14 protein-coding genes are annotated in these 18411 nt (G+C 37.9%); 13 read left to right on the top strand and 1 reads right to left on the bottom strand.

Translation table 11 applies throughout. The annotated features are described in order from the left end of the window. From glyS to trmFO, 10 genes are all read left to right on the top strand, one after another. Positions 1 to 2052 carry a glycine--tRNA ligase subunit beta gene (glyS, locus tag VPAR_RS04935; protein ID WP_004697286.1) on the top strand — a complete coding sequence of 684 codons (2052 nt, stop codon included), beginning with the start codon at positions 1 to 3 and terminating at the stop codon, positions 2050 to 2052. 166 nt (positions 2053 to 2218) lie between these two features. Then, positions 2219 to 2605, top strand: coding sequence for a MarR family winged helix-turn-helix transcriptional regulator (locus VPAR_RS04930; protein ID WP_004697491.1), 387 nt, complete (start codon positions 2219 to 2221; stop codon positions 2603 to 2605). Between the two features lie 142 nt (positions 2606 to 2747). Further along, the gene (rplS, locus tag VPAR_RS04925) at positions 2748 to 3089 is read left to right on the top strand and encodes a 50S ribosomal protein L19 (RefSeq protein WP_004695921.1); all 342 of its coding nucleotides are present in this window, start codon (positions 2748 to 2750) and stop codon (positions 3087 to 3089) included. 231 nt (positions 3090 to 3320) lie between these two features. Further along, complete coding sequence (gene ylqF, locus VPAR_RS04920) at positions 3321 to 4226, top strand: ribosome biogenesis GTPase YlqF (protein ID WP_004697388.1); 906 nt, start codon at positions 3321 to 3323, stop codon at positions 4224 to 4226. Next, positions 4219 to 5016: a ribonuclease HII gene (gene rnhB, locus VPAR_RS04915; protein WP_012864404.1), complete on the top strand. Its 798-nt coding sequence runs from the start codon at positions 4219 to 4221 to the stop codon at positions 5014 to 5016. The genes ylqF and rnhB overlap by 8 nt, the downstream gene beginning before the upstream one ends. A 295-nt stretch (positions 5017 to 5311) precedes the next feature. After that, complete coding sequence (locus tag VPAR_RS04910) at positions 5312 to 5710, top strand: YraN family protein (protein ID WP_004695915.1); 399 nt, start codon at positions 5312 to 5314, stop codon at positions 5708 to 5710. 12 nt (positions 5711 to 5722) lie between these two features. After that, positions 5723 to 7429 carry a YifB family Mg chelatase-like AAA ATPase gene (locus tag VPAR_RS04905; protein WP_012864403.1) on the top strand — a complete coding sequence of 569 codons (1707 nt, stop codon included), beginning with the start codon at positions 5723 to 5725 and terminating at the stop codon, positions 7427 to 7429. 106 nt (positions 7430 to 7535) lie between these two features. Next, a complete protein-coding gene (gene dprA / locus VPAR_RS04900) occupies positions 7536 to 8762 on the top strand; it encodes a DNA-processing protein DprA (RefSeq protein WP_012864402.1) in 1227 nt (408 codons plus the stop codon). Then, entirely contained in the window at positions 8752 to 11127 is a 2376-nt protein-coding gene (gene topA, locus VPAR_RS04895) for a type I DNA topoisomerase (RefSeq protein ID WP_012864401.1), read from the top strand. The genes dprA and topA overlap by 11 nt, the downstream gene beginning before the upstream one ends. Then, positions 11117 to 12433 (top strand): methylenetetrahydrofolate--tRNA-(uracil(54)-C(5))-methyltransferase (FADH(2)-oxidizing) TrmFO, encoded by a 1317-nt coding sequence (trmFO, locus tag VPAR_RS04890; RefSeq protein WP_012864400.1) that lies wholly within the window; start codon positions 11117 to 11119, stop codon positions 12431 to 12433. The genes topA and trmFO overlap by 11 nt, the downstream gene beginning before the upstream one ends. Positions 12434 to 12549: 116 nt before the next feature. On the opposite strand, the gene lgt is transcribed toward trmFO, so the two are convergent. Beyond that, positions 12550 to 13374 carry a prolipoprotein diacylglyceryl transferase gene (gene lgt, locus VPAR_RS04885; protein WP_012864399.1) on the bottom strand — a complete coding sequence of 275 codons (825 nt, stop codon included), beginning with the start codon at positions 13372 to 13374 and terminating at the stop codon, positions 12550 to 12552. Between the two features lie 157 nt (positions 13375 to 13531). Between lgt and VPAR_RS04880 the strand changes: the two genes are divergently transcribed. The 3 genes from VPAR_RS04880 (at position 13532) to VPAR_RS04870 (ending at position 18336) form a co-directional block, all read left to right on the top strand. Beyond that, on the top strand, positions 13532 to 15214 hold the full coding sequence (locus tag VPAR_RS04880) for a glycosyl hydrolase family 18 protein (RefSeq protein WP_012864398.1): 1683 nt from the start codon (positions 13532 to 13534) through the stop codon (positions 15212 to 15214). 90 nt (positions 15215 to 15304) lie between these two features. Next, positions 15305 to 17773: a leucine--tRNA ligase gene (leuS, locus tag VPAR_RS04875; RefSeq protein WP_012864397.1), complete on the top strand. Its 2469-nt coding sequence runs from the start codon at positions 15305 to 15307 to the stop codon at positions 17771 to 17773. Between the two features lie 83 nt (positions 17774 to 17856). Continuing rightward, entirely contained in the window at positions 17857 to 18336 is a 480-nt protein-coding gene (locus VPAR_RS04870) for a deoxycytidylate deaminase (protein WP_004697136.1), read from the top strand. The last annotated feature ends 75 nt before the right edge of the window (positions 18337 to 18411 follow it).

Here is an 18411-nt window from a genome sequence, read left to right as displayed (position 1 = left end):
ATGGCAAAGGATTTATTATTTGAAATCGGTGCAGAAGAAATTCCTGCCGGCTTTATGCCAAATATCTTAGGTCAATTGAAACAATTGGCTGAAACAAAATTAAATGATGCCCATCTTCCTTTTGAAAGCATCGCAACATACGGCACACCACGTCGTTTGGCTCTTATCGTTAAAGGTCTTGCTGATACATCTGCCGAAATCAGTGAACGTCATAAAGGTCCATCTGCGTCCATCGCTTATGATGCTGACGGTAATGCTACTAAAGCGGCTATCGGCTTTGCTCGTGGTAAAGGTCTTGATGTAGCAGATCTCGTTGTAGAAGATGGTTATATTTACGCAGAAACTAAAACTGCAGGGGTTCCGGCAAAAGATATCGTTACAGAAATGTTGCCTCAATTGATTACAGGCCTTAACTTCCCTAAATCTATGCATTGGGGGAATTTAGATGCTAAGTTTGTACGTCCAGTACGTTGGCTTGTAGCATTACTTGATGAAGACGTAATTCCTGTAGAATTTGCTACTGTTCAATCTGGTAATGTAACACGTGGTCATCGATTCTTAGGTGCTGATGAAATCACTATTAAAAATGCAGCATCCTATGTAGACACATTAAAAGAAAACTTTGTTATGGTCGATCAAGATGCTCGTCGCGAATTGATCTCCAAACAATTACATGATATGGCAGCTTCTAAAAATGCATCCATCGTTTGGGATGATGATTTGTTAGAAGAAATCAACTATCTTGTTGAATGGCCTACAGCATTGTGTGGTGGCTTTGAAGAGTCCTACTTGGCACTTCCAGATGCAGCTATTATTACACCTATGAAAGACCATCAACGTTACTTCCCATTGGTTGACCAAGACGGCAAATTGTTGCCAATGTTCTTAACAGTTCGCAACGGCTCCGATCATTCTATCGAAGTAGTTCAAGCTGGTAATGAACGTGTATTGCGTGCACGTCTTGATGATGCTAAATTTTTCTTTAACGAAGACCGCAAGAAACCTCTTATCGACCGTCAAGATGGTTTGACTAAAATTGTATTCCAAGAAGGTCTTGGTAACTTAGCAGATAAAACTGAACGTTTACTTAAATTGGGCCGTGTGTTTGGTGAAGAATGTGGCTTGCACGAAGATACAGTTGTTGTATTGGAACGCGCTACAGAGCTTGCTAAGACTGACCTTACTACAGGTATGGTTACAGAGTTTACTGAATTACAAGGTGTAATGGGGAAAGAGTATGCTTTACTTGATGGTGAATCTCCTGAAGTAGCAGAAGCTATTTTTGAACAATATTTACCTCGTTTTGCAGGTGATGTATTGCCTCAAACGGAAGCAGGTAAAGTATTGTCCATCATCGATAAAGTAGATAATATCGTAGCTACTTTCAGTCGTGGATTAATCCCTACAGGCTCTCAAGATCCATATGCATTGCGTCGTCAAACAATTGGTATCTTGAACATCTTGCTTGGTAGCGAATGGAATATCAGCTTGCGTCCAATCTTCAAAGCATCTATGGAATTGCTTAATGTGCCAGCTGAAAAACAAGAAGAATTACTTGGTCAAGTAGAGGAGTTCTTCACACTTCGTTTGAAAAATATCTTCCTTGATCGTGAAGTTCCTCATCATGTAATCGACTTGTTGTTGTCTAACAATGAATTATCCGTTGCTGATGCTGAAGGTCTTGTAAATGCATTGTTAGCAAATCGCATCGATGAAAACGTTGAACTTGTTCAAGCTTATACTCGTATGTACAATCTTGTAAAAGATGTGGAATATACTGGTGTTAATAGCGATTTGTTGAAAGAAGATGCTGAAAAAGAATTGTTCGAAGCTGCTTCTAAAGCATCTGAAGCAAGTAGTGCTGCTTGGGAAGCTGGCGATTATGATGCAGTCGTGGCAGTTCCAGCTACTTTAGTTCCAGCCATCAACAAATTCTTTGAAGATGTAATGGTTATGGATAAAGATGAAGCTATTAAAGCTAACCGTTTACAACTCGTTCGTTTAGCATACAGTGTAATGGCTATTATTGGAGATATTAGCTCATTAAAATAATATATTATAGTAAAAATTTAAATTTTTACTATGATATACAAGAGAAGAGGTACCATGCGTACCTCTTTTTTGCTTTTACGAAGAATATGCAAATTTTATGCAGGATTTTTAGAGACTATAGCGAATACTTTATAATATACAAAGTTGTATGAGGAGATAGATGATTATGAATCATGATGAATTATATAAAGCCTTATGTAAGGTGCCAAGCGGCAAAGAAAAGTCTCGTGATAGAATTATTATTGAATTATATATGCGTTCTCAAGGAGCATCACAAAAGCAGTTAGTAGATGCTCTAAATATGCGTCCTGCTACTGTGTCGGAGCAGACAGACATACTCATTGAATTGGGATATGTTACAAAACATATTGATTATATGGACAAACGTATATCTGTAGTTACTTTAACAGATGAAGGGAAACGGTTAGGCAAATCTCTTTTACATACATATAACGAATTTCTTAATGTAATGTTCTCTGATTTATCGGATGAAGATCAGGAGAATTTATACCGCTTATTAGGTAAGTTAAAACGACCAATTATACGTAAATAATACGTAAATATTTGGATTATTAAAATAATATAGAAAATACTTGCTAACAGTACGTGATTTATGATACTATATTGCTGTTAATTTGAGACAGTCCGCTGCCTATAAGGTGTAGGTATTGAATGTCTGCAAACAGGAGGAAACAATGAACATTATTAACGTACTTGAACAAGAACAACTTCGTACAGACATCCCTACATTCCGTGCTGGTGACACAGTTCGTGTACACGTAAAAGTAGTGGAAGGTACTCGTGAACGTATCCAAGTGTTCGAAGGTTTGGTAATTAAACGTCAAAACGGTGGCGTACGTGAAACTTTTACAGTTCGTCGTATTGCATCCGGTGTAGGTGTAGAACGTACATTCCCACTTCATAGCCCACGTTTAGCTAAAATCGAAGTTATGCGCCGTGGTGTTGTTCGTCGTGCTAAATTGTACTACTTACGTAACCTTACTGGTAAAGCTGCTCGTATTCGCGAAAAACGCTAATGTTCATAAAAGGCTGCCGTTGGCAGCCTTTTATTTTTGCTAAAATTAGATATGAATAGTTCTATTTCATTATTATCTGAATTAAATTATTATAATAGAGAAATATAGAGCTATAAAAGATAGATAAAAATATAAAACATACATATAAATATAAATATAAAATATACTAAGTATTTCTAAGAGTTTAAGTATCTCTAAGAGATGTATATGAGTATGTAGAAAGGAAATACTATGGCAGATTCACCTATCGTACATTGGTTCCCTGGTCATATGGCGAAAGCCACACGTATGATTACGGAGTATATCAAAAAGGTAGACGTAGTTATTGAGTTACTAGATGCGCGTATTCCTCGTTCTAGTGCGAACCCAGTCATCACAGAACTCGTTGGTCAGAAACCTCATATCGTACTGTTAAATAAAGTAGATTTAGCAGATCCTAAAGCTACAAAGGAATGGACTGAGTTCTTTACAAAACAAGGCATCACCGTATTGGCTATCGATTCTAAGTCTGGCAAGGGTAATAAGAAGTTAATATCCACTGTAGAGCGTTTGAGTAAACCTATCATCGACCGTTGGGTTGCAAAAGGTATTCGTAGCCGTTCTGTACGTACTATCATCTTAGGGATTCCTAACGTTGGTAAATCTACATTGATTAACTCTTTAGCTGGTTCTGCTGCAACGCGTACAGCTAATAAGGCAGGTCATACACGTGGTCAACAGTGGGTTAAAATCGGTAAAAATCTTGAATTGCTTGATACACCAGGTGTATTATGGCCAAAATTAGAGGACCAACGTGCCGCGGCTCGCCTCGCTATGACAGGTGCCATTTCCGATGATGTTTATGATTTAGAGCATGTTATAAAACAGCTATTAAATTACTTATTGACGAACGCGCCAAATATTTTGGTAGAGCGTTATAAATTAAAAGAAGAAGAGATGACCGATGTTGATACGATTCTTGAAAGCATCGGACGTCGTCGAGGTTGTCTTGTAAGCGGTGGCATTGTAGATTTTGACAAGGCTCGCCGTATTATCTTGCAAGACTACCGCAATACTAAGTTAGGTACAATTACTCTCGATCAAGTTGATGAAGAACCGTACTACCCTGCAGATGGTGAGGAGAGTCATAATGGATAAGGATGTATTTTCTAAGTTAAAAGTAGCAGATATTAAAGCTCTCTTTGAAACTGAACAAGCCTTAGAGATTTTGTCTTTTGCTCAAGAGGATACACGTAGTTCTGTACAGAAATTGGCTGCGTCTTATATTAAGCGCCAAGAAAAAGAGTTAAAAGAACAGCAACGCCTCATGGGTATGTATGACTATGAAGGCATGTTCTACGATCAAGGTATCTATCATGTGGCTGGCGTCGATGAAGTGGGGCGTGGTCCTATTGCGGGGCCTGTTACGGTAGCTGCTGTTATCTTGCCACCTATGACATTAATTCCGGGGCTCAATGACTCTAAAAAACTAACAGAGGAAAAACGGGAAGCACTCTATGATATCATCATGGACGAAGCCGTTGCTGTTAGCTGTATTTCCTACGGCCCAGAAAAGATTGATGAGCTAAATATCTATGAAGTAACGCGACAAGCGATGTATGAGGCTATTCGTACGCTCAGCGTACCAGCTGAAGCAGTAGTGGCTGATGCCATGAAATTGCCTGATTTAACGATTCCTGTTGAATCCATTATTAAGGGCGATAGTAAAAGCGCTAATATTGCTGCTGCATCCATCATTGCAAAGGTTACGCGAGATCGATATATGAAGAGCCTTGATGATGAGTTCCCTGGCTATGGCTTTGGTATTCATAAAGGTTACTATACGGAATTACATAAAGAAGCTATCGAGCAACAAGGGGTAACACCGCTTCATCGTAAGAGCTTTGAGCCTATTAAATCTATTGTGCGTTGGGTTAAACCTGAGTAATTTCTAAGTATTTATTATGGATAATAAATTTATTTTATGATTAGACTATCAAGTTAAGTCCTATAGTTGTATTAGTTTTATTCGTATTATCACATTATAAATTGCATATAGTTCATAACTGTAAAGAGGTTCCTAATAGTCACCTATGTGAATATTAGGAACCTCTTTTGTATTTACTTTTACATCTTACGTATCTTACTCTACAAGTAAGTATTACCTGTTGAAAGATTAATATAGTGTAGATATTAAAATTCTATGAGTTATTGTTGCAGATACACCTTATTAGGAGGTATATATGAAAACGATTAGTACTGGTAAAGCATTTAATGAACTCGATTCAAAAGAACTGGGCAAATGGGGAGAACGAGTAGCCACTAACTATATTGAAAAAATAGGACTTACAGTAGTAGATACAAATTATCGAACGCGGTTAGGAGAAATTGACATCATTGCTAAACGTGATTTAGTCTATCATTTTATAGAGATTAAAGCTCGCCGAGGTATGCAACATGGACTAGCACGTGAGGCAGTTACCAAGAAAAAACAAAAGCATATTAAACGAGCTGCCATGTTGTTTCTATATGATCTAAATCAAAAAAAGCGCCGTTGGAAGGAAATATCCTTTGATGTAATAGAGGTGTATTTACACGAGGACTTTCAAAGTTCTATTCATTATTTACCACAGTGCTTTTAGTGAGGTCAGTTTATGTACGCAAAATTATATGGAGCCACCTTGCACGGCATTGATGGATGCATCATTACTGTAGAGGTCGATATATCACAAGGTTTGCCGGTTTTTGATATCGTTGGACTACCTAATCAATCTGTTAAAGAAGCTCGTGAACGTGTACGAGCGGCCATTAAAAATAGTGGATACGAATTTCCAATGAGACGCATCGTAGTCAATTTAGCTCCGGCTACAATTCGTAAAAGTAGCGCTGGACTCGATTTAGCTATTGCTTTAGGGGTTCTGCTTGCATCAGGACAGATAAAGGGGCGTAAAGCTAAAATTTCGGCTTTATTTGATAAGAGTTTGTTTATGGGAGAGTTAGCGTTAGATGGTTCGGTATTACCAACCTTTGGGACTCTAGCTATGTCGCTAGCAGGATTAGATGCTGATTATTCAAAAATTTATACAAGTATTGCAAATGTTAAAGTGCTACAGTCTATTCCTAATTTAACCATATATGGTGGATCATCACTACAAGAAATTATTACTATTTTAGAGGAACAAATTAAGCCAAAGGTAGTTGATAAAAATAAACAAATAAGTATCAAAAAAGAAAAAGTAGATAAACACAATGCCAATAAATCAATTCTAGGGTCTTTAGAGTCTATGCCATTAACTGGAACCAATGAAAATCTAGATACAATCAGTAAACCGCAAGTAACTATGATTAGTAATAATTGTGTTGATACGTCTGTTACGGATGAAAGTACAACTATAAAATCTAATCAAACATATACAGTTGATTTTGGCGATGTACAAGGTCAAGAATTAGGAAAACGAGCAATGCTCATCAGTGCTGCAGGTCATCATCATTGTATTATGATAGGACCTCCAGGTGGGGGTAAAACGATGATGGCCGAACGATTGCCGACCATATTGCCTTCTATGACTTGGAATGAAATCGTTGAAGTGAGTCGCATACAAGATGTAATAGGTTTACTCGGTGATAATGGGCTAGTTACATCTAGACCTTTTAGACATCCTCATCATACGGCAACTTTGGCTAGTATGGTCGGTGGAGGGATACAGGGGCGCCCTGGAGAGGTAACACTAGCTCATGGAGGCGTATTATTTATGGATGAGGCACCTGAGTTTCAACGTCAGGTAATTGATGCATTACGACAGCCACTAGAGTCTAGGACTATTACTATAAATCGGGCTCAAGGAAATTATATATATCCAGCTAATTTTATTTGTATTCTTGCGGCAAATCCTTGTCCTTGTGGTTATTACCATGATCCCCATAAGGAATGTGTCTGTACAGAAACGATGGTTAAAAATTACCAGCAACGGTTATCAGGGCCGATTATGGATCGTATTGATTTACATATTCCCGTTGAGAGACCGACCCTTGAACAGCTGTTAGATACATCAACTTCAAATATGACGAGTGAAAGTATGAGACAACAAGTTATCATGGCTACTGCTATGCAGCAAAAACGATTTGAAGGTTTTGACTTTAATTCGAATGGAGCAGTTCCTCATAAGGCAATTAGTGAACTATGCAATATTACAGATAAGGCCTGGAGTGTTTTAGGCAATATATTTGACCATTTTCATTTAAGTGGGCGAGCTTTTGATCGCATATTAAAGGTGGCTCGTACAATTGCTGATTTAGAAGAAAATCCAAAAGTAGAACCACATCATATTTCTGAAGCAATGTTATTTAGAACTGGCAAATAAAGTAATTATCTTATAAATTTAGTAGTTGTTTATTTGCCAAAAATAGTTGTTTAATTCTATATAAAACTAAGGCTTATATACATAGAAAGAATTACTAGGTGTTTATATGATTAGATACGATGACAATATTTATATTGCAGGATTACAAAGCTTATACAATGTTGGAGCCACATATGTAAGGCGATTTATAGAGGATTTTGGATCCCCTTATGATGCTTGGCAAGCCGTTAAGAAGGTTGAAAATTTAAAGCCTTATACACATATTTCTACCGCTGATAAACGTGCTATAGCATCATCGGCTAAGGATGAAAAGTTAGATTATATAATTCATAAAATAGACGAATATAAGATGGATGTTACTACCTTTTTAGATAAAGATTTTCCATCTATTTTGAACCATATTTATAATCCACCGGCTATATTGTTTATGCGAGGTAATAGAGTACTTTTAGATAAACGGCTAAATCGGATTGCTCTTGTAGGGGCACGGCGCTGTTCATTATACGGACGCAATGTGGCGAGAATGCTTGGTAAAGAGCTCGGTAAATACAGCACTATTATTGTCAGTGGAGGCGCACGAGGTATTGATACACATGGTCATGAAGGCCTTCTAGCTAGTCAGGGGTATGGAATCATTGTTATGGGATGTGGTTTAGATATTACCTATCCTCGAGAAAATGCAAAATTATTTGATCGTATGTTACAAAATAATGGGTTACTTCTATCCGAATACCCGCCGGGTACACCGCCGTCCGCAAAACATTTCCCAGCACGGAATCGTATTATTAGTGGATTATGCAGAGGTGTTATCGTAGTGGAGGCCAAGTCCAGTAGTGGTTCTTTGATTACGGCAGATATGGCGGTTAGTGAAGGTCGAGATGTATTTGTGGTACCATGTAATCTATTAGACCATACGGCTGATGGAAATAAATTTCTAATGAGAAATGGTGCATATGTACTTACTGGGTATGAGGATATAGTTGAACAATATCATTTAACATTGCGGGAATATTTTTCTAGTGAACAGAAACTTTTACCAACAAAAAATAAGGAAAATAAAGGTGTAAAAGATAGTGTAAAAATAGGGAATCATAGTCAAAGTGTTGATAGAAAAGGGTGCTCTATGTTAAGCTTTAATGTGGATAGGAGTGTAATATTGAGTGAAATACCTCATGATCGATGTATTACGGTTAGTGATATTTTGAAAGCGACTCGTATTCCATTACAACAACTACAGCCCTTATTACTAGAGTTAGAAATGGAAGGGGCTATAGAGAATCATCCGCCGAGAGGCTATATTAATATGACTAGGAGTGATATACTTGTCCATTAAACGATCTATCGTTATTGGCGAGCCGAAAGCAGCTAGTACTAGTAAAGACACAAAAAAGAAAAATACTAAGAAAGAAAGTACTACGATAAAGCGTAAGGTAGCTAAAGAATCCTTAACGCCTATGGGGATTGTACGGGATAAATCCGTACTACAAACTTCAGTGCCACCGGAGCAACGGGAACCACGTGTATATAATCCTGATGGCAAAGTTTTGGTTATCGTAGAGTCTCCTGCTAAATCTAAAACAATTGAAAAATTCTTAGGTCCTAACTACGTTGTAAAGGCGAGTATGGGCCACTTACGAGATTTGCCAAAGTCTCAAATAGGCATCGATATAGAGCATGATTTCACGCCGCGCTATAGTAATTTGGTAACACGTAAAAAGGTTATTGATGAACTAGTTTCTTATGCTGATGAAAGTAGTGCCGTATTACTCGCAACTGACCCTGACCGTGAAGGGGAAGCTATTTCTTGGCATTTAGCGTACATTCTAAATGTAGATCCTACGTCTACATGCCGTATTACGTTCAATGAAATCACTAAAAATGCTGTAGCAGAGGCTTTGGATTCTCCACGTACTATCGATATGAACATGGTAGATGCCCAACAAGCACGCCGTGTATTAGACCGTATCGTAGGTTATAAATTGAGTCCTTTGTTATGGAAAAAGGTTTGCAAAGGCCTTAGTGCAGGTCGTGTGCAATCCGTTGCAGTTCGCCTTATCTGTGAAAGAGAGCGCGAAATTCAAGCTTTCGTACCACAAGAATATTGGACTATTGAAGGCAATTTTGAAACGCCTAAAAAAGAGGCTTTCATAGCGGAATTAACCCATATTAAAGGTGAAAAAATCGATATTACTACTGAAAGTGATGCACAAGCCATAGTTGATGCTATTGGCAATGAAGATGCAGTAGTGACTAATATTGAAAAGCGCAAGCGTTCTCGTAAAGCGGTACCTCCATTTACAACATCTACCTTGCAACAAGATGGTGTGCGTAAATTGAACTTTGGTGCTAAGCGTACGATGATGATTGCTCAACATTTATATGAAGGTTTAGAAATTGGCTCCTATGGCCACGTAGGTTTGATTACATATATGCGTACAGACTCTACGCGTATCTCTAAAGAGATGCAAGCCATGGCTAAGGACTTTATTCTTCGCAATTATGGGGAAGACTATTATCCGTCTAAACCAAATGTGTACGGCTCTAAGGGTTCTGCACAAGATGCGCATGAGGCGATTCGTCCTACATCTCTCGAGTTAACACCTAAAATGGTGGAACCATTCTTGAGTCGTGATGAGCTTAAACTATACACGTTGATTTGGAATCGTTTTATGGCGAGCCAAATGGCACCGCAACAAAATGAATCTACAACGATAGAGTTGAATGTTAAAAATGACTACACATTTAAAGCTACTGGATCTCGTGTTATCTTCCCTGGTTTCAGTGCCGTTTATGAAGATGCGAAAAAAGAGGATGTACCTCAGTTGCCAGCTCTTAAAAAGAATTATGCTGCCCATACGGTAGAGGTATTGCCTGAACAACATTTCACACAACCACCTCCACGTTACTCCGAGGCGAGTCTTATCAAGACATTAGAAGAACTCGGCATTGGTCGCCCTAGTACATACGCACCAATTCTAGATACTATCGTAAGCCGTAACTATGTGGAAAATACGAATAAACAATTCGTGCCTACAGAGCTAGGCTTTGTGGTGGTAGATTTCTTGATTACATACTTTGAAAAAATCATCAATACTGGCTTTACCCGTGATCTAGAAGAAGAACTAGATGCTATTGCGTCTGGCAAGGATACGTATGTAAAAGTATTATCTGATTTCTACGAGGTCTTTGCGCAAGAGCTAGAAGATGCAAGTGACGTAGACCGCATTGAAATTGCATCTATGGAAAGTGATGAAATCTGTGAACTTTGCAATAGCCCAATGGTATATAAATTTGGTCGCTATGGTAAGTTCTTAGCATGTTCTAACTTCCCGGAATGTAAAAATACTAAACCTATTACAGTAGGAACTGGTGTAACATGTCCTAAATGTAAAGAAGGGGAAATCGTAGAACGTAAGTCTCGTCGCGGACGCATTTTCTATGGCTGTAATCGATACCCACAATGCGATTTTACACTATGGGATAAGCCAACTCATGATTTCTGTGAAACATGTGGTTCTATAATGGTTGAAAAGACATATAAAAATGGTACAGTTAAAAAGTTCTGTTCCAATGAAACTTGTCCGACTCGACCACCAAAGAAAACAAGAAAGAAAAAGAGCGAAGCTAGTGAAGAACCTGTAAAAGAATCTAAAAAGTCTAGTAAAGCTAAAAAAGAGGAAACTACAATTGAATCATAAAAATGTTATCGTTATTGGTGCAGGCCTTGCAGGCTCTGAAGCGGCTTGGCAACTCGCTAACCGAGGCATTTATGTAGACTTATATGAAATGCGACCTGTTAAGAGTTCTCCGGCGCATCAAACAGATCAATTTGCGGAGCTTGTATGTAGTAACTCGTTGCGCGCTGGTAATATTGAAAATGCGGTAGGTCTTTTGAAAGAAGAAATGCGTCGACTTGGTTCCATCATTATGGAATGTGCCGATGCAACTGCTGTTCCTGCAGGTGGCGCTTTAGCCGTTGACCGTCATTTGTTTAGTGAAATGGTGACGAAGAAGGTAAAGAGCCATCCTAATATTACAGTTCATCACGAAGAGGTAACTGAGATTCCTATAGAGGGAACTGTTATCTTTGCTTCTGGTCCACTTACGTCTGTAGCATTAGGAGATAAGATTAAGGCCTTAACTGGTGAAACAGGCTTTTACTTCTACGATGCTGCTGCACCTATTGTAACGGCTGAATCCTTAAACTATGATAAAGTTTTTGCTGCTTCTCGTTATGATAAGGGCGATGCGGATTATCTTAACTGTCCTATGACCGAAGAAGAATATAAAGCGTTCTGGCATGAGCTTACAACGGCTGAAGCCGTACAACCAAAAGATTTTGAAAAGGAAATCTACTTTGAAGGCTGTATGCCCGTAGAAATTATGGCGAGCCGTGGGGAAGATACATTACGTTATGGACCATTAAAGCCTGTAGGCTTAGTGGATAAACGTACCAATGAGGAATCTTACGCAGTGGTACAATTGCGTAAGGAAAATAAGGAAGGCACCATGTTTAACTTGGTAGGCTTCCAAACTCATTTAAAATGGGGCGAGCAAAAGCGTGTATTCGGTATGATTCCAGGCCTTGAAAATGCCGATTTTATTCGTTATGGTGTTATGCATCGCAATACGTATATCAATTCTCCTGAGTTGTTAAATCATGCATTCCAGCTTAAAAAGGAACCGCGTTTATTCTTTGCTGGTCAAATGACTGGAGTTGAAGGTTATTTAGAATCTGCTGCTAGTGGTCTAATGGTAGGCCTACAAGTAGACCGTTACTTAGAGGAACAACCATTTATTGAATTTCCTAAGACGACGGCTATCGGTTCCCTTAGTCACTATATTTCTAACTACGAAGGCTCTAATTTCCAACCGATGAATGTCAACTTTGGCATTATGGAGTCGTGGCCTCAAAAAGTACGTAAGAAAAAAGAAAAAAATGCACTGATTGCAAATCGTGCATTAGAAGAACTTGATGCTCTAAAAGCTAAAGAAAATTTATAAGAAATAGCCTTATAGAAAATAGCCTTTTAAGAAATAGTTTTATTTCAAAAAATAGTAAAAGTCCTACATTCAATGGTAAAACCAATGAATGTAGGACTTTTCTTTTTATATGTAATTTATTTACGCTTTTTAGTTTTAACTGTTGGCTCTGTAGCAACAATTATTTTTTGATTTTTCTTTTCTAGATAGCCTAGGTAGATAAATACACAGATGCCCACAATGATTGCTACAAGACTTGTCATTTGAGCAGATTTTAAACCTAATGTTAGATTTACATAATCGCCACGCAAGAACTCTAAGAAGAAACGAGCTGTAGAGTAGAGAATAGCGTATAGGACAAATACTTGACCTTTAGCATGTTTGAAAGATCCAAATAATAGAAGGGCTACAAAGATGAGAATATCAATTTGACCTTCCCATACTTCGGCAGGCCAAAGCGGCTGATTACCGTAGGTGCGATAGGCAAGGGTACTTTCAGGATAGATAATACCATAATTACCACCTGTAGGATGACCGAAAGCATCACCGTTTAAAAGGTTTGCCATACGGCCTACCGATTGAGCTAAAATCAATGCAGGGGCAAATAAATCGGCAAAAGCCCAAAAGTCAATTTTGTTTTTACGAAGATACCAATAGCCAGCAATTGTGCCTAGTACCACGCCACCTTGAATGGCCATACCTCCTTGCCAAACAAAGGGAATTTCTAATAAATGATTACCGTAATAATCCCAATCAAAGAAGAATACGTCCCATAGACGAGCACCGATGAGACCAGCTACGGCTACAGTAATGGAAAAGTCGATGATGTGTTCATGCCAACCGCGGCCATCCTTTTTCAAAAGTACATAGGCAACAGAGGCACCACAAATGATAGCCAAAGCTAACATGGTACCATAGGCTCTAATAGGGAAGTCCCCTATGAAAAATAAATATTGATGCATACAAAACTCCTTATGTGATAATTTTTTATTAGTACATAGATTAAATTATAAATTACATATATCCTTCATGCAAGAAAAGAGATGAACTATATATAATATGGTATAATATAGAGATTAGTATTGTATCCCAGTATGGGACCTAGAATTAGGAGAGTACATGATTCATAAATCTACTATTATAAAATCGTTAACAGCTTTAGTAATGTCTGCATTATCAAGTACATTCGTACAAGCAGAGGTATTGGTACCATTAGATCAATTTTTAGCCACTACTACACGTCATTACGAAGCAAATCAATATAAAACAGCATATACAGTATATGTTCCACAAAGTGAATTGCAAGGTGATACGGTTATTTTAAATCCTGCAGCCGTAGGTGAACCTGTTAAATTGCCCATTACTAAAAAAGATGGTATATCCTATGTAGATATTGAGTCTGAGCCAGCTATGCTGGGTGTTAGTTATACAAAAAATAATGGTCAACTTATTTTAGGACCTGCACCAGAAGCATCTACGGTGAAAGCACCTTATACATTGCAAACACCATTGGCTTGGGCTTTTGATCCATGGACAACAGAGGGAATTCCGTATCAGGCAAAACTCAATACGAGTGGTGATAATATTATTTCTCCAAGTTGGTTTAAATTGCATAGCTTAGGTTTAGAAGCAAGTTCAAATGTAAATATTGATTATGTGAAAGTGTATAAGGATAAAGGCTATCATATTTGGCCGTTGATTACTAATCGTTTTGACTCTAATTTTACAAGTGGTATTCTGGCGGATCAATCGGTATGGAAGAAATTTGCTCATAATCTTGTTCAATATGCCTATATATATGGGTTTGATGGTTATAACTTTGACTTTGAAAACATTGATTATGCTGACCGTGATCGTTTAACAACATTTGTAGCATATTTGTCTAATCATTTACATCAGTATAATATTAAAACTTCTATTGATGTGACTGGCTATTCTGATAGTCCAGAATGGTCATTAGTGTATAACCGTAAAGCTTTGGCAGATAAAGTAGACTATGTAGTTCTTATGGCGTATGACGAAACTTGGGCTAAGAGTACTACTGCAGGTCCTGTTGCAAGTTATCCTTGGGTTCGTAGCCATACAGAAAGAATGCTATCTGAAGTTCCTTCTCAAAAGTTAATATTAGGCGTACCATTCTATATGCGCTTATGGCATGACACGAATGGTTATGCTAAAAGCGAAACATTGGCTATGAAGAATACAAGTAATTACTTTGCTAATTACAGAGATAAAATGACTTGGGACGATCGATTAAAGTTATACTATTTATCTATTCCAACAGCTTCTGGTTCAGATCGTATTTGGTTTGAAGATAATACATCGTTAGGCTTAAAACTTGATCTGGTAAAAGAATTACACCTTGGTGGGTTTGCTGCATGGCGTAAAGGGTTTGAAGATTCTTCTACGATTACTATGATTCAAGAAAAAGACTTAGGACGTGGTATTCCTAAATCTTCTACAGCAGTTGTTCCTGAACCTGTAGTTCAAGAAGCTAAACCATTAACAAAGCTTGAACAATACAAATTACGCTTAGAAGAAAAAGAAAAAGAAAAAGCAGCTAAAGCGGAAGCAAAACGGAAAGCTAAAGAAGAGAAAGAGGCTGCTAAACGCAAAGCAAAAGAAGAAGCTGAAAAAGTAAAAGCTGAGAAAAAACGCTTAGAAGAAGAGGCTAAAGCTAAAAAAGAGCATAATAAACAAACAGTTAAAGAGCAAAATGATTTATATACTAGTTATAGTTCGAATCAAAATACAAGCCCTAAAAATGATTTAACAAAAACTATTCAAGTCGTAAAACGCTAGTGTTTGACTGCTTTTACAGTACGTAGTAAAATAAAAACATTAATTATAAAATGGCAACTTATGAGGTTGACCATATGAGGAGGCCCCTACATGAACGAAAAATATGTAGCCCAAGATATTGAAAAAAAGTGGCAACAGTATTGGGAAGATAACCATACGTTTAAAACAGAATATGATGAATCTAAAGAAAAATACTATGTATTAGAAATGTTCCCGTACCCATCTGGTAATTTACACATGGGTCACGTGCGTAACTATTCCATCGGTGATGTAGTAGCTCGTTTCAAAAAAATGAAGGGCTTCAACGTGTTGCATCCAATGGGCTGGGACTCCTTTGGTATGCCTGCTGAAAATGCGGCTATCAAACATGGTATTGCACCTAAAACATGGACTCTTGATAATATCGAGAACATGAAATTACAACAAAAAGCTCTTGGTTTGTCCTACGATTGGGATCGCGAAGTAGCAACATGTAAAGAAGATTACTATAAATGGACTCAATGGTTTTTTGAACAGTTCTATAAAAAAGGCTTAGCGTACAAAAAAGAAGCTAAAGTAAACTGGTGTGAAACTTGTCATACTGTATTGGCAAACGAACAAGTCATCGATGGTGCTTGCTGGCGCTGTGATAACCCAGTTGAGAAAAAAGACTTGTCTCAATGGTTCTTGCGCATCACTGAATATGCAGATCGCTTGTTAACTGATTTGGATACTCTTGATCACTGGCCACAACGCGTTAAATTGATGCAAAAGAATTGGATTGGCCGCTCAGAAGGTACGGAGTTTTCCTTTGAAGTACCTTCTATTAATGAACGTGTATCTGTGTATACGACCCGTGTAGATACAATTTATGGCGTAAGCTATGTAGTACTGGCTCCTGAACATCCATATGTAGAACGCATTATTGAAAACGCTCCTAATAAAGCTGAATTAGAATCTTTTATTACACGTATGCGGAATATGAGCGATATTGACCGTACATCTACAGAGGCACCTAAAGAAGGTATGTTCACAGGCTCTTATGCAGTAAACCCTATGTCTGGCGAACAAGTTCCAGTTTGGATTGCTAACTATGTATTAGTAGACTATGGTACAGGCGCTGTAATGGGTTCTCCTGCACATGATGAACGTGACTGGGAATTTGCTCATAAATACGATTTGCCAATTAAACAGGTTGTAGCTTGTGAAGGCGAAGAATATAGCCTTGAAAAATGGCAAGAATGGTACCATGAAGATGGCATTCTAGTTAACTCTGGCGATTATAACGGCCAAACATCTGCAGAGGCTCGTAAAAATATTACAGCTGCTCTTAATGAACGCGGTATTGGTGAAGGTAAAGTAAACTTCCGCCTTCGTGACTGGTTGATTTCTCGTCAACGTTATTGGGGCGTGCCAATTCCTGTAGTATATTGTGAAAAATGTGGTGAACAACTCGTTCCTGAAGAACAGTTACCAGTACGCTTGCCAGAGAATGTTAAATTTGAATCTGGTGCCGTATCTCCATTAGCTACATCTGAAAGCTTCCTAAATACTACATGTCCTAAGTGTGGTGGCCCTGCACGTCGTGAAACAGACACGATGGACACATTTATCGATTCCTCTTGGTACTTCTTGCGCTATACAGACGCTAAAAACGACCAAGCTCCATTCGATAAAAAAATTGCTAATTACTGGATGAATGTTGACCAATATATCGGCGGCATTGAACATGCTATCTTGCACTTGTTGTACTCTCGATTCTTTGTGAAAGTTATTCACGATTTAGACCTTATCGAAGCTAATGAACCATTCCGCGGCTTATTGACGCAAGGTATGGTTCTTAAAGAAGGCAGCAAAATGTCTAAATCTAAAGGTAATGTAGTTTCTCCTGAAGAAATTATCAATACCTATGGTGCAGATACTGCTCGTTTGTTTATTCTATTCGCGGCTCCTGTCGATCGTGACCTTGATTGGTCTGATCAAGGTGTTGAAGGCTCTTACCGTTTCTTAGGTCGTGTATGGCGTATCGTTGATACGTATAACGAAGAGGCTAAGAAGAATGTAACTGGTGAACTTACAAAAGACGAATTCGCTTTGCGTCGTGAGTTACACCGTGTCATCAAAAAGGTTACGGAAGACTTAGATAATAATTTCAACTTTAATACAGCAATTTCTGCAATCATGGAACTTGTAAATGCTATGTACGCTTATAAGGACAAAGCAGAGACTATCAATAGCGCATTAGCAAATGAATTGACTCGTTCCTTATTGCTTCTTTTAGCGCCATTCGTTCCTCATATTACAGAAGAGTTATGGCATGAATTGGGTGAAACTACATCCATTCATACTGAAAATTGGCCTGTATACGAAGAAGCTGCGCTTGTAGTAGACGAAGTAGAAGTAGTATTGCAAGTAAATGGTAAAGTTCGCGATAAACTTACTGTTTCCGTAAATATTACGAAAGAAGAATTAGAAACAATGGCTAAAGAGTCTAGTCGTGTTCAAGAGTTTACAGAAGGTAAAAACATTGTAAAAGTTATTTATGTACCAGGTAAACTTGTAAATATCGTTGTTAAATAAATATAAATGATGATATTTTTGGTTAATAATGTAAGCCCCCAACTACATAGGTAGATGGGGGCTTATTTTTAAGAGAGGTAACTATGGCAAAACGTAACGATTATATTTCCTGGGATGAATACTTCATGGGTGTTGCCATTTTAGCGGCACAGCGTTCTAAAGATCCAAACACACAAGTAGGTGCCTGTATTGTGAGCAATGATAATAAAATATTGTCTATTGGCTATAATGGGATGCCATTAAATTGTAGTGATGATGATTTCACATGGGAACGCGATACGGCGGATGATAATAAATACTTTTATACCGTTCATAGTGAACTGAATGCCATACTTAATTATCGGGGCGGTTCTTTAGAAGGTTCTAAAATATATGTAACACTTTTCCCTTGTAATGAATGTGCGAAAGCCATTATTCAAAGTGGTATTAAGGCCGTTATCTATCGTGATGACTTATATAAGGATACGAAAGAGGTAAAAGCTTCTAAACGAATGTTGAAAACCGCAGGTGTAGAAATTATTGAATACAAGCCTACAGGCCGCACTTTGAATATCACATTGTAATGTAATAAAAATTTAATTGCTTTTAAAATCCCCTATATACAGTTGTATATGGGGGATTTCGTTATCTTTTATTTA

It is taken from the genome of Veillonella parvula DSM 2008 (genome assembly GCF_000024945.1).
GTDB classification, from domain to species: Bacteria; Bacillota; Negativicutes; order Veillonellales; family Veillonellaceae; genus Veillonella; species Veillonella parvula.
The sequence above is the reverse complement of the archived record's forward strand: the minus strand, read 5'-3'. Positions and strand labels throughout refer to the sequence as shown.

Bases quoted from the DNA above. Each gene is read 5' to 3' on its own strand.
- dprA (WP_012864402.1), top strand. From the start codon at position 7,536: ATGATTAGATACGATGACAATATTTATATTGCAGGATTACAAAGCTTA.
- VPAR_RS04905 (WP_012864403.1), top strand. From the start codon at position 5,723: ATGTACGCAAAATTATATGGAGCCACCTTGCACGGCATTGATGGATGC.
- rplS (WP_004695921.1), top strand. From the start codon at position 2,748: ATGAACATTATTAACGTACTTGAACAAGAACAACTTCGTACAGACATC.
- leuS (WP_012864397.1), top strand. From the start codon at position 15,305: ATGAACGAAAAATATGTAGCCCAAGATATTGAAAAAAAGTGGCAACAG.
- rnhB (WP_012864404.1), top strand. From the start codon at position 4,219: ATGGATAAGGATGTATTTTCTAAGTTAAAAGTAGCAGATATTAAAGCT.
- glyS (WP_004697286.1), top strand. From the start codon at position 1: ATGGCAAAGGATTTATTATTTGAAATCGGTGCAGAAGAAATTCCTGCC.
- VPAR_RS04910 (WP_004695915.1), top strand. From the start codon at position 5,312: ATGAAAACGATTAGTACTGGTAAAGCATTTAATGAACTCGATTCAAAA.
- ylqF (WP_004697388.1), top strand. From the start codon at position 3,321: ATGGCAGATTCACCTATCGTACATTGGTTCCCTGGTCATATGGCGAAA.
- lgt (WP_012864399.1), bottom strand. From the start codon at position 13,374: ATGCATCAATATTTATTTTTCATAGGGGACTTCCCTATTAGAGCCTAT.
- VPAR_RS04880 (WP_012864398.1), top strand. From the start codon at position 13,532: ATGATTCATAAATCTACTATTATAAAATCGTTAACAGCTTTAGTAATG.
- VPAR_RS04930 (WP_004697491.1), top strand. From the start codon at position 2,219: ATGAATCATGATGAATTATATAAAGCCTTATGTAAGGTGCCAAGCGGC.
- VPAR_RS04870 (WP_004697136.1), top strand. From the start codon at position 17,857: ATGGCAAAACGTAACGATTATATTTCCTGGGATGAATACTTCATGGGT.